12 protein-coding genes and 3 pseudogenes are annotated in these 11434 nt (G+C 34.0%); 7 read left to right on the plus strand and 8 right to left on the minus strand.

The window, feature by feature from the left end; all coding sequences use genetic code 11:
• Positions 1 to 289: 289 nt before the first annotated feature.
• A complete protein-coding gene (locus AC22L0_RS26680; RefSeq protein ID WP_087967508.1) occupies positions 290 to 733 on the minus strand; it encodes a DUF5065 family protein in 444 nt (147 codons plus the stop codon).
• A gap of 241 nt (positions 734 to 974) precedes the next feature.
• The gene (locus tag AC22L0_RS26685) at positions 975 to 1874 is read right to left on the minus strand and encodes a phosphotransferase enzyme family protein (RefSeq protein WP_487272534.1); all 900 of its coding nucleotides are present in this window, start codon (positions 1872 to 1874) and stop codon (positions 975 to 977) included.
• Positions 1875 to 2334: 460 nt separating this feature from the next.
• Between AC22L0_RS26685 and AC22L0_RS26690 the strand changes: the two genes are divergently transcribed.
• From AC22L0_RS26690 to AC22L0_RS26705, 4 genes are all read left to right on the plus strand, one after another.
• Positions 2335 to 2898, plus strand: coding sequence for a hypothetical protein (locus AC22L0_RS26690; protein WP_487272535.1), 564 nt, complete (start codon positions 2335 to 2337; stop codon positions 2896 to 2898).
• 195 nt (positions 2899 to 3093) lie between these two features.
• Positions 3094 to 3774 (plus strand): hypothetical protein, encoded by a 681-nt coding sequence (locus AC22L0_RS26695; protein WP_487272536.1) that lies wholly within the window; start codon positions 3094 to 3096, stop codon positions 3772 to 3774.
• Between the two features lie 13 nt (positions 3775 to 3787).
• The gene (locus AC22L0_RS26700; RefSeq protein WP_170925799.1) at positions 3788 to 3952 is read left to right on the plus strand and encodes a hypothetical protein; all 165 of its coding nucleotides are present in this window, start codon (positions 3788 to 3790) and stop codon (positions 3950 to 3952) included.
• Positions 3953 to 4098: 146 nt separating this feature from the next.
• A complete protein-coding gene (locus AC22L0_RS26705) occupies positions 4099 to 4320 on the plus strand; it encodes a hypothetical protein (RefSeq protein WP_176542518.1) in 222 nt (73 codons plus the stop codon).
• Positions 4321 to 4583: 263 nt separating this feature from the next.
• On the opposite strand, the gene AC22L0_RS26710 is transcribed toward AC22L0_RS26705, so the two are convergent.
• On the minus strand, positions 4584 to 4862 hold the full coding sequence (locus AC22L0_RS26710; protein WP_074593984.1) for a hypothetical protein: 279 nt from the start codon (positions 4860 to 4862) through the stop codon (positions 4584 to 4586).
• Positions 4863 to 5054: 192 nt separating this feature from the next.
• Positions 5055 to 5636 (minus strand): DJ-1/PfpI family protein, encoded by a 582-nt coding sequence (locus AC22L0_RS26715; RefSeq protein ID WP_454497131.1) that lies wholly within the window; start codon positions 5634 to 5636, stop codon positions 5055 to 5057.
• A 142-nt stretch (positions 5637 to 5778) separates the two neighbouring features.
• Here AC22L0_RS26715 and AC22L0_RS26720 point away from each other — a divergent pair, with 142 nt between their 5' ends.
• Positions 5779 to 6216 carry an Lrp/AsnC family transcriptional regulator gene (locus tag AC22L0_RS26720; RefSeq protein ID WP_087967496.1) on the plus strand — a complete coding sequence of 146 codons (438 nt, stop codon included), beginning with the start codon at positions 5779 to 5781 and terminating at the stop codon, positions 6214 to 6216.
• Positions 6217 to 6410: 194 nt separating this feature from the next.
• Here the strand turns inward: AC22L0_RS26720 and AC22L0_RS26725 are convergent.
• The 3 pseudogenes from AC22L0_RS26725 to AC22L0_RS26735 all read right to left on the minus strand — a co-directional run.
• Positions 6411 to 6674: pseudogene (locus AC22L0_RS26725) on the minus strand (IS3 family transposase); the annotation flags it as partial.
• 6 nt (positions 6675 to 6680) lie between these two features.
• Positions 6681 to 6815: pseudogene (locus AC22L0_RS26730) on the minus strand (IS6 family transposase); the annotation flags it as partial.
• A pseudogene (locus tag AC22L0_RS26735) lies at positions 6809 to 6914 on the minus strand (IS6 family transposase); the annotation flags it as partial. The pseudogenes AC22L0_RS26735 and AC22L0_RS26730, both read right to left, overlap by 7 nt.
• Positions 6915 to 7246: 332 nt before the next feature.
• Between AC22L0_RS26735 and AC22L0_RS26740 the strand changes: the two are divergent.
• Positions 7247 to 8860: an S-layer homology domain-containing protein gene (locus AC22L0_RS26740; RefSeq protein ID WP_139849761.1), complete on the plus strand. Its 1614-nt coding sequence runs from the start codon at positions 7247 to 7249 to the stop codon at positions 8858 to 8860.
• Positions 8861 to 9244: 384 nt separating this feature from the next.
• Here AC22L0_RS26740 and AC22L0_RS26745 read toward each other — a convergent pair whose 3' ends face one another.
• The gene (locus AC22L0_RS26745; RefSeq protein ID WP_000185335.1) at positions 9245 to 9694 is read right to left on the minus strand and encodes a MarR family winged helix-turn-helix transcriptional regulator; all 450 of its coding nucleotides are present in this window, start codon (positions 9692 to 9694) and stop codon (positions 9245 to 9247) included.
• Positions 9695 to 9950: 256 nt separating this feature from the next.
• Between AC22L0_RS26745 and AC22L0_RS26750 the strand changes: the two genes are divergently transcribed.
• Positions 9951 to 11225, plus strand: a complete 1275-nt coding sequence (locus AC22L0_RS26750; protein ID WP_087964726.1) for an alpha/beta hydrolase — start codon at positions 9951 to 9953, stop codon at positions 11223 to 11225.
• Positions 11226 to 11434: the final 209 nt, after the last annotated feature.

Raw genomic sequence — 11434 nt, forward strand, 5'->3', positions numbered from 1 at the left:
TCTTAAACAAAACCAGTACGGCACAGAAAAGATGTATTACTGGTTTTGTTTGTATTTACGCATTCTCTACGAAAAAACTTGAATAATATCACGCTCAAGCACTATAAAACATCAATACATTATAAATTTGTATAAAGAAAAGGCACCAAAGGTGCCTTCTTGCGATTTGAATCTTCTTAATATAGAATTAGATGCCAATCCAATTATTATTTTACTGCATTAAGTAGTTTCAGTTATTGAGAAATTATAAAAGCCCTCTTACAATTGCTTTTTTTATGTGTTTACATCCTTAATTGATTGTAAATTGATTTGAATACGTGAATTCACCACGATATTTAATTGCAGCGACATAAGTACCGCTTGTATAGCTATCTGTGATAGGGGTTTGCCAAATTTCTGTTCCAGGAATAAACTCTGGTTCTATTGTTTGGAATCGTTCTAGGGTACCATTTGTGTGCACTTTAAAAATTTTCATTTGTGCACCAAAATGTTCCCTACCAAAGTGCTGTGTTAAGTAAAATGTATCACCTGTAATTAAATTTCCAATCTTCCAATCAGGTTGATATGTACTTTCATCTGAATTTTGTAAATCCATAATGGTTTTAAATCCCCAATCATCATTAAGTGGATCTGAGTAAGCTGCAGCTGCATGTGAGGTAGGCTTACTCATTTCTATTGCAGTAAAACCGCTGAAAGTTAACACACCAATTAATGCTAATTTTCCTAACTTCATTATTGTTTCCCCCTATTAACTTCAAAGTTTTCAAAACTAGAAATCTTACACACATAATAATATAATCAACTGTATTATATTTCAAATATTTTCTAAAAAAACCCATAAAAATGTAGGTATGTAAGAGAAGTGAGAAATCCTAACAAGGTTTTTGCTAATACTTTTACTGAAAAAACTTGTGGCGGGAGTTCAACACTCGTTTTCATGTTCTGTTTTGATAAAATGAAATATGATTAGGGCATTATAAATAAATAGAAAAATCATGAATACCAGCATAGGGAGTTTCATTATTAATTTTTGTTTCTAGATTTTGTATGGTGTACTCTTGCCATGCTTCTAAATGATACGTATCCCATGATTGTTTAAATAGTTGATATAAATAAATCTCTCTTAATTTCAAGAAGATTGGGATTTGTTTGATTGTAACCTTATGTAGACTATTTTCCATTTTATATCCCTTAAAGAAATTACGCATAAAACTATCACAAAAATTATGTGTATTGCCATTGTAGGAGTCGTGCTGCCAATAAGCATGATAGAAAGCTACTGCAAGATCCTGTGCGAACCAATTGTAAGAACAATCATCAAAATCAATAATGGTTATAAATCCTTTCTTGTTCATAATTAAGTTTCCCTGATGATAGTCATTATGGATAAGGCCGAAATTGTCAGGCGTTATGTTATAGGCTTTGAGACTGTTAAGTAACTTATCATATTTTTCGCCAATCCACGGAATTAGATTTTCTCTAATATTAAAGACATCAGGGTTATCATTACGCCAAGCAGGACGGTGTATGCTTTCAAATTTGTGAATTTTTGATATTGCATGCATTCTCCCTAAACTTTTACCAAATTGTTTAAAAGTTACTTCATTCCAGTGTGATTTATTTTTAACATCAATTGAATCGCCTGGAATATATTCAAAATTTGTCTTAACTCGTTCTCCTTCATATACTAATGGGAGTATAACCTTTGGAACAGGTACACCTTTATCATGTAGAAAACCCATCCACTCTATTTCTTGCATTACCATCTCTTTCGTTTTACTTTTTGGGGAAATCCTGACTACGCTGTTGTGCTCTTTGTTATGAAAAATATCGTTATGAAAACCTCCATTTAATCTAACCCGATTTTCTGTCATTATGTATTCCCCTTTACCTCTCAATTTACAAAGATGCATTTCTAAAACAGTGGGATTGTAAACATATTTAGGTCTTATTGACCAATTCATATTAGTCTTTCTTTTCCTTTTTAGTACATACTTTTAGAAAAGGAAGCTACTCTCAATGTATTTATTTTGCTTCTACGAATATGTTGTTCTCCCTAAATAATAAAATTTTTGAGTTCTTTATGAAAATTCTGTTGTTTTTCTATCTTATAATATATATAATAATTGAGTTTGCTTCATAAGGTGTAATAAATGAAAAGAATCTACTTTTTTCTAACTGTAACAGAAGTACATAATAGATGGTGCTATATAAGTACCAAATAGTTAGATAAGCTGATTGGCAGAATAAATTTACAATGATATACCTTTTATATCAAAGTATACTTATATATCTATATAAGGAATAATGATAATGCAGAAAACGGAGGAATTTATGAGTACATTACAGGCATCATGTCAACATATGCAGGAAATAGTTTACCTAGTACATAAATATTACAATGAACTGTATCAAAATCAATCCATAATGGAGGCATTTCCTGATGTATCCATTCAGCGTATTTCTGATGAAGAACCAGTAGTATTAGAAGGTGTACCATTTTCTCATTATGTACAAACAACAGATCGTCTTGTTATTTTTGTATCAGATAAAGGAGAGCAACCAGCTTGTGCCGTGTATCATTTATTTGGTGAAGATGAACTACTTCCTTGTTTAGTGGATAGTTCATATTTAACGGATGAAACAAGAGAAGAATTCTATCTGTGGGCGAATATCTGGAATGATACATATTACCAGCTCCAAAAAATTGCGCAGGTTATGCAGCATAAAGTGTATCAAAAATTAGAAGAAAAACAAGTTGACCTTGATAAATTACAATCTGAATTAGAGAAAATGGAGAAAAGAAATCTCTTTCTGAATGCACAAAGTTATTGCGGGGTAATACCAAGAAATTATAAGCAATTGCTAATCAATAAAGAATTGGTAACACATGAATAAGTGACTGGATAGCAACAACGAGCAAGAAGATATTGTTGTCTATGATGTAATGAAATATTATTTATTTAAACAAAAAAAGGACTAATTGTCTAGAATAGTCAACTGGACATCCGATGTCTAGTTATGTAAAATTTTACATGTAACTAAATTATTATAAATAGATTATTGAGTAACTAGGGGGAAAGATTACAAATTATGAAATCAGAGAAATCTACAATTGCTGAGAAAGTACAATCTATTAAAGGAAAGACAGTTGCAAAGTATGGGGCAGTCGTTTTCCTATTCTTTGGGTTAACATCTTGTTATAACCAAAAAAACGATAGATTATCGTCACAAGTAGAACTTTATCGAGAAAAGTCAATGGAATTAGCCGAAAAGTATGATGACCTAGTAAGTGATTACGACAAGCTGAAGGCTAAGCTGTATGCTATAGAAAATCCACCTGAAGAAACATATGGAGAAGTAGATAGCGCTGAAGAAAAGCCTGTTGAGAAAGAGGAAGAAACGCCGATTCAAAATACGGAGCCAGAGAAATCTGAAGAGGAAACACTCAAAGAGGAGCAATATGCAGCCCGAGAAAAGAAAGTATATGCGAATCTCACTTCTCTAGGAAGTTCAGAAGCGCAGGAAACATACAAAGAACTAATTAAGCCAAAGCTTTCAAGATGGGCTAGTAAGGATATGTTACAAATAGCGAAGGAGGGTGTGAACTTTCGTGAGATAGATGATAGTAACCTACCTTGGACAGATGTTACTGAGCCGAACGGAACGAGTACGAAGCATATCTATAAGAGTGGTTATGACCAATTAGAGATTACATACAACTCTGACGGGACCATTACAAAATCTGAATGGAAAACAGGAGTGAACAAATAAGCTGAAAAACCTAATGTCTACACTTACGTCGTCAAATTTTGATAAAACAGTTATCGCATACTCAAATGGGGTTCAGGTCTTTAAAGGTACATTACAAGATTACTTATTTATGCCCTATCAAGAGAAGCAGGCACTAAAGGTCACAACATTCCGTATATGTACCAAAGAGGGGAACTAATATTTTTATATTTGAAAGATTACAAGAAGCATAAAATCATAGCAGTAAGAGACATTATGAATGAATCTTGATTAATAACTACGTTTATGGAATAGAATGCGAATTGGCTATATTTACGAATAAAAAAGTTACTACAATAGATGCAAATGATGGTTGATATTGTGAAAGACAATAAATTCATTCATACAGGCAATGCGGTGGAAACAAAAATGTACCTAGAGTTCTTATTTCAAGAAAAGTTAAGTTTTTCTCCTATTTTAGAAGTCTGCGAAGTTACTTTATACGTTGATCCCGATAACTTTATTATAGTCATGGATGATGCGACTTGGGAGAACGCTAGAACAGAAGGGAATAGAGGAGTAAAATAACATTATTCACAAAAATAAATACAGCAATTACATGAGGTAATTTAAAAAGACAAATACCCGAAATTAATTGCATTTAGGGAACTGTACCCCTTTACGGGGGAGCAGCTGACAGTGTTTAAAAATATTATACATGCAGATATTATGCATTTTCTGGGGTTTCTTACGGTGTATGGTTCCAAAAAATAGAAACACATTCGTAACAGAAAAAAGGTATTCCATATTTTTGGATGGAATACCTTTCTCTTTTTAGATACATCAACGCTTTATATCTTCTTCTTCGCTTCTTTCCGCTTCTTCCACGATTTTTGGAAATCACGGAATACAAGTACACATAAGATAAATGTCAGCATAATATGCAGTAATTTCCAAAATGCATCTACATTTGTACCTCTAAAACTAGATTCTTCAATGGCACGGCTTACGAAATCGATCAGGAAAATGAAAGATAAGAAGAGTATCATTCTATCTTCTCTTTTTCCTGTAAAATATAAAAGTAGAAAGACTATACCTAAAATAAGTGGTGTATAAATCGTGTCTAACATGAATTGTATGTCTCCTTTTGCTACTAGATATTCTAATATGTAAACTATATACTATTATAATTGCTTATGTAGTGAATTTGAAGATAGACTTCCCATTGGTTCGACACATAGAACTAGAGCATGGATGTTTACCACATAACTAATGATAAACTTCAAAAATTTACAAATTACCTATTTATTGATGAGATATTCCTAAAATCCCATAAGATCCTTTACATGTGTAGCGTTCTGTTTAGATGTTAGTATTTCAAGTAATAAAAAGGCAACATCAAAAGCTGTACCTGGATTTGAAGATGTAATAATATTTCCATCCTGAACAATTAAATCATTTTGTACGATAGCACCAAAGTTCTTTAACTGCTCTTTTCGTCTACTTGTTGGATGACTGTAAGTGGTGGCTTTTTTATTTGTAAGGATTCCGCTTTTACCGAGTGCTAAAGATGCTACACAGATACTGGCAATGGGCTTCTGTTTGGCATGGAAATGTTGAATAACATGTAAGAATTCATTACTGTATGCATCCTGATAAAAACCAGCTTCTTCAAATCCCCCTGGAATAGCTAATGCATCAAACTCGTCTAATTGAATTTCATCAACCGTTTTTTCTGGTATGACAGTAAAATTCCAGGTGCAGGTTAATTTTTTTCGAAGACCAACTGTTACGACCTCGGTGGACTCATCACCCTCCCATTTATTCCAGCCTAGTACGTCAGTAAATACACTCGCTTCCACTGCTTCAAATCCGTCAGCTAATAATAAACAAATCTTTTTCATATTGAAAATCGCCTCCTTCTATCCTAATTTTATATAAAGATAGTAGGCTGATACATAAGTTGAACAAGGAAATTTGATTGTTTAGCTTTATTATATAAAGAATTTCATTTATTCTAGTTTATAAAAAAAGGTTGGATAATTTATGGATCAGATTGATAAAAAAATCGTGGAATTATTACAGTCAAATGCAAAAATTTCAATGAAGGATTTAGCAGAATACGTTCACTTATCTTCTCCATCAGTAACTGAGCGCGTACGGAAGTTAGAGGAACAGCAAATTATTGAAGGATATCATGCACATGTTTCTCTAAAAAAATTGAATCGCCCAATTTCTGCACTTATTTTGTTTAAGACAAAGGATTGTAAATCATTAGCTAACTTTTGCTATAACCATCCAGATGTACTTGAATGTTACAGAGTAGCAGGGGAAATTAGCTATATTGTCAAAATAGCAACATATTCTGTAGAAAGTTTAGAGCAATTTATTGATGATACAATGCAATATGGTACGCCTTCAACGAATATCGTGCTATCTTCTTGTGAAAAAAAAATAATTGCTCCCTTTATTAGTGAAGAATAAAATACTGGCTTAAACCATTTCTTACTGTTTATTCAATAATCCTAAAGTCTTTAAAAATAGCCTGATGTTTCTAACCTGTGTAAATAAATTAGGGTCTCTAATCATTTTAGTGTACCTATTTTAATTAGTTTGATGGGTACGGTAAACCCTGAAGTGCCCCCGAAAGTTAGACAAGTCGTTTCATTAGGCAGCCTCTAGGTCCGGTATTGTACCGGGCTCATACCCTTTAATTTTGTCTTTATTCTTTTATGATTATAGTAGTCTATATACTTTGCTAATTCTTGTTTGAAATGTGTTATACTTTCAAATTCTTTTCGATACAGAAATTTCGATTTCATGATACCGAAAAAATTTCCAATAACGGCATTGTCATAACAGTTTCCTTTGCGAGACATACTTTGTGTTATGCCACATTGCTTAATAGAATGACGGTATTGTTTCATTTAATAGTGCCACCCTTAATCAGAATGAATAGTTGTAGATGTGTCAAAATATTTGAACACTAGCATAGAACAAGAGCATTGCTTCTTAATTAGGCAATGCTCTTGTTCTACTATGTTATTCATGTACTTTTGTTGTTTAAGTCGCATACCATCAGGTTACGGAAGCTCAAATTGTGCCATAGGTACCAAACTTACTATTAATTGGATTAATTCAGGCCGATAATGCCTCCATTTAAACAAATTTTCCTTTTCCATACTAATCACGCACCTTTTTTAGAGTCATACATATCAGTGTTCAAGATTAGGATATTACTTGAAAGAGTCTTGGAATTTTTGCAACAGAATCGTTTTATACATTAAAAATTATTTATGTTTTTTAATTATATTTTTGCAATTGTGTTGTGTTATAATTCTGAAATACTGATATATCTAGTAGGACTTAAAGATTTCGGTTTATCATATGGAGTGGAAAATTAATCCATTATATTTGAGGGTCAGGCTATGATTATTCACACTATTATTTAGACTAAAAGAAGTACAAGGAGGAAGGTATATCTATTAAGATAGTAAGATATGCCAAATTCAAAATGAATATTAAATTTAATAAAAAAGTAGTAGCATTCACGGCAGGATTAACGGTATTATCTTCACCATTGGTATCGTTTGCAGAGGAACAACAATCAGTAAACAATAAGCAATCTACAAGCCTTCAAGTGCAAGGTAACACAGACCAACTTCAAACAACAGATGAACAGGCTTTAAAAAGTATTGAAGCTAGTTTTGAAGAGGTAGACGGACGTGGTGGAGGTACTGTCGACAATAAGAAAGTAGATAGTCTTCAACGTTCAGAAGGTATTCATGAAGAAACAGGTACATTAACTGTTCCTAACAATTCAAACAGAACAAAACGAAGTCTGACTCCCATATCACCTAGCACCTCTAGTACAATAAATGGTGTTCCATTCACTGAATGGATTGTTCCAGCAGGTAACGATAATATTCGTCCTCAAAACTACATGAGTCCAAAGTACATTACAATTCATGAGACTGATAATACAAGTGTAGGAGCAGGTGCTAGAAACCACGCTCAATACCTATATAACCAAGCAGTAGGCAACACAGACCGAGCTGCATCTTGGCATTTTACAGTAGACGATAAAGAGATTTATCAACACCTACCATTAAACGAGAACGGATGGCACGCAGGAGACGGTGATGGTCCAGGTAATAGAGAATCTATTGCAATTGAAATCGCAGTTAATAGTGACGGTAACTATAGTAAAGCGGTAGAGAATGCTAAGAAACTTGTAGCTTATTTAATGAAAGAAACTGGTGTACCGTTAAATAACATTGTAAAACACCAAAAATGGAGTGGTAAAATCTGTCCTGCTAATATGATTAATAATGGACAATGGGATGCATTCGTAAATGGTGTTGGTGGGTATTATAATAATCTTTATCAACCAAAAGATGACATTACTGGAGGTTGGTATGAAGAAGCTATACGAGAGTTAAATAGAAGGGGTATTATGATAGGGGAAGGAAACGGAGTTTTCGCACCCAATAGAGCGATAACAAGAGCCGAATTTGCTCAATTAATCTCTAAATCTCTAAACCTGCCAGCTGGAGATGCTTCATTTAAAGATCTAAACGATGCAAACTCAACTTTACGAGATGGTATTAAACGTGCTGCAAGTGCAGGTATTATTCTAGGTAGAGGTGATGGTTATTTTGACCCAAACACACCTATTACAAGAGAAGAATCAGCAATTATTGTAAACAAGGCTTTACAGTATAAAGGTATATGGGGACCAGTTGTAAACCTACCATTCTCAGACAAAGACCAAATTATTTATAAAGAAGACGTACAAAGACTGTATGGCCTAGGTATTGTAAGAGGTAAGGGTGACAATCAATACGATCCTAAAGGAACAACAACTCGTGGTGAAACAGCAACATTCATTTTAAATATGCTACAAGTAATTGAAAATGGTAGTGTTGAAAAGGTAATTGGAACGGCTCAAATTAATGGTATTGGGGTAAATGTTCGAAGCGGATCAGGTACAAACTATTCTATTGTTAGAAAGACAAGTAAAGGCGAAAAAGTTACAGTATATGAAGAAAAGAACGGCTGGCTAAGAATTGGAACAGGGCAGTGGATTTATTATGACTCTAGTTATATCGACTATAGCAGATTATAAAAGACTTAATAGTTAAAAGAACAGGTCATATTTGGATATATCACTTAATCTCAGGTTGTGAAGAAGACTTTCTCCACAACCTGTTTTTGTGCCTGGCTCCCTCTTTACCTACAAATACTGATAAAAAGAGGAAATTCATTATGATGGGGGCATCGGAAAATCAACATAATTAGCGTGTATACAATTAAAAAATAATGTTTTTCTAATAATTAAGTAGAGGCCACTGTACATGCCCATTCAGCTCATATTTTGAAATAACCCAAAACGAAAAAATGTGCTTTATTGTTACAAGTTAACATAAGATTTCGTTCTGGGGTTACTATAAAATTTTAGCATAATAACGATGTGTTAGTTCTAAAAACTCAAGAAAGCTTTAGAATACTCTTATAGTTGGTCAAGTACATGAACTAGACATCTAATTATTTCAGAGGATTTCTCGATTTGCTCTGCATCAAAATCTGAAAGGTTCGCATTAAGAATATGTTTTAGTTTTTTCTCTCTTTCTAAGTGACAATTTAAACCACTAGGCGTAAGTTGGACATTGACAACTCTCCGGTCGTTATTTGAACGAACACGCTCAACGTAACCAGCCTGTTGTAATCCATTGATTAATTGAGTAATACCAGCGGCGGTAGTTTCTGCTCGATCAGCTAATTCTTTGACTGACAATTCGCCTTCTTCAGCTAATACTTTAAGGGTTCGAGCATGGACCATTGAAACTGCCCCTAATGTACGAGTAGCTCGCCCTCTTAAACGTCCATCGGCTGCAGTCAAACTATATATAGCCTGACTAAGTTCGTCTATCGCAGTTAACTTATTTGAAGAATTTGTCATAACATCACCATTTTCTCATTAACTAAGTACTTAATTATATGAAGTTAACATTAACATATGAAAAAGAGTAGAGTCAAATTAAGTAGAATCTGGCTATTCATTTTTCAAGCAATATTATATATGCTCACTTTAAATCATCAATAAAATAATAAAACGCCTTTATTTATGGTCTTGACAAAAGTACATATTATACTTCATTATTTCAATTAAGTACTTAATAGTTAAGTACTTAATTAAAATGTAAAGGATGATTATTATGACTCAACGTTCACAATCTCAAGGATGGGCTTTAGATATAGCTCTTGCACTTGGTGGGTTTGATGCTTTGCATCCTGAAGCAAAGGCAACTATGGAACAGTTAGGGCACGACCACACTGATTTTGATAAAGTTTTTTCACAAGTAAAGAGTGGAGCAATGATACCAAAAGCATGGGCCACGGTTGCTTCTCAGGCCCAAGAACGTGCAAAACATTATGAACAAAAGGGATTCACTGTTACTGCTCGTGATCTATATCAGCGAGCTGCTGTTATGTGGGGACGTGCACAATACTCATATTTTAATGATGATCCACGAAAATTGGCATTTCGAGAGCGCTGTAACGAATGTGTGGCAGCTATTTCATCACTTGGAGGGGGAACAGTACAACGTATAGTACTAGAATTTGAAGGCAAACAGATATATGCACTACTTCATTTGCCCTCAGGTGAAGTTCACAATGCACCAGCAGTAATATTAGGTCCAGGTATGGATATGATTAAGGAAGACTATATACAGATTGCGCAACGTTATTATACGTCTCGTGGTATTGTAGCTCTATCAATTGAAGGACCGGGTCAAGGTGAATCTGTATCTGAAGGTCTAAAAGTCGATTTGACTAATTACGAACGCGCCGTTAGTTGTTATATCGATTTTCTATTAAAACGGCCTGAGGTTGATCCAAAGCGGATTGGATTTTTTGGTATCAGTATGAGTGGGTATTGGGGGATGCGAGCTGCTGCGAGAGATAATCGTATAAACGCTATAGCGACTTTTGAAGGTGTATATGGTGAATTTGATACCATCTTTAACAGAGCGCAGCCCAGTTTCAAAGCAAATTTTATGTACATGTCTGGTTACACTGATGAAGTTGCTTTTGAAAACGAATTGAGTAGCCAGATGAATTTGTGGAAATTGGCACCAAAGATTACTTGTCCAGTCTTCATGGGAATAGGAGAATTTGATGAACTTACCCGTTTGGAAGAAGCATTAAGTCTTTATGAGTTTGTAGAAGCACCAAAGGAGATACGCGTCTATGAGAATGAATTTCACCCACTTGGTGGAGTAGCTGCAGAAATTTTTCGTTTTGGTGCAGAGTGGGTGGAACTTGCACTTGGAGGAAACTTTAAAGCTAACCATGATGAGCGTTATTACATGCATCGTGATGGGGGTGTTACTGAAGGGACTGCTTTTCCAACTTATTGGCTTGGTGCCCAGCCGGCGGAAATTAAAGGACGAAAAAAGTATAATACATTAAATGCTTCTAATAATTAACAAATTTATACGGATTAAAAAAGAAAACAACAAAAATAGTATGTAGCTTTTATTTACACTATTTTTGTTGTTTTCTTCAAAATTTAGACTCCTTATAATTATGGTCATTGGTGAGGATATTCAAAGTGCGGAAGACTTCGAATTGATGAAAAACATGGAAGAAAGTACAGGAAATGTTAAAGGATTTATAAAGTAGGGAAGACATACTA

The sequence above is a fragment of the Bacillus sp. LQ01 genome, assembly GCF_057624735.1.

Coding starts and splice junctions, on each gene's coding strand:
- AC22L0_RS26705 (WP_176542518.1), top strand. CDS start 4,099: ATGATGGTTGATATTGTGAAAGACAATAAATTCATTCATACAGGCAAT.
- AC22L0_RS26685 (WP_487272534.1), bottom strand. CDS start 1,874: ATGACAGAAAATCGGGTTAGATTAAATGGAGGTTTTCATAACGATATT.
- AC22L0_RS26715 (WP_454497131.1), bottom strand. CDS start 5,636: ATGAAAAAGATTTGTTTATTATTAGCTGACGGATTTGAAGCAGTGGAA.
- AC22L0_RS26695 (WP_487272536.1), top strand. CDS start 3,094: ATGAAATCAGAGAAATCTACAATTGCTGAGAAAGTACAATCTATTAAA.
- AC22L0_RS26680 (WP_087967508.1), bottom strand. CDS start 733: ATGAAGTTAGGAAAATTAGCATTAATTGGTGTGTTAACTTTCAGCGGT.
- AC22L0_RS26700 (WP_170925799.1), top strand. CDS start 3,788: ATGTCTACACTTACGTCGTCAAATTTTGATAAAACAGTTATCGCATAC.
- AC22L0_RS26750 (WP_087964726.1), top strand. CDS start 9,951: ATGACTCAACGTTCACAATCTCAAGGATGGGCTTTAGATATAGCTCTT.
- AC22L0_RS26740 (WP_139849761.1), top strand. CDS start 7,247: ATGAATATTAAATTTAATAAAAAAGTAGTAGCATTCACGGCAGGATTA.
- AC22L0_RS26690 (WP_487272535.1), top strand. CDS start 2,335: ATGAGTACATTACAGGCATCATGTCAACATATGCAGGAAATAGTTTAC.
- AC22L0_RS26710 (WP_074593984.1), bottom strand. CDS start 4,862: ATGTTAGACACGATTTATACACCACTTATTTTAGGTATAGTCTTTCTA.
- AC22L0_RS26720 (WP_087967496.1), top strand. CDS start 5,779: ATGGATCAGATTGATAAAAAAATCGTGGAATTATTACAGTCAAATGCA.
- AC22L0_RS26745 (WP_000185335.1), bottom strand. CDS start 9,694: ATGACAAATTCTTCAAATAAGTTAACTGCGATAGACGAACTTAGTCAG.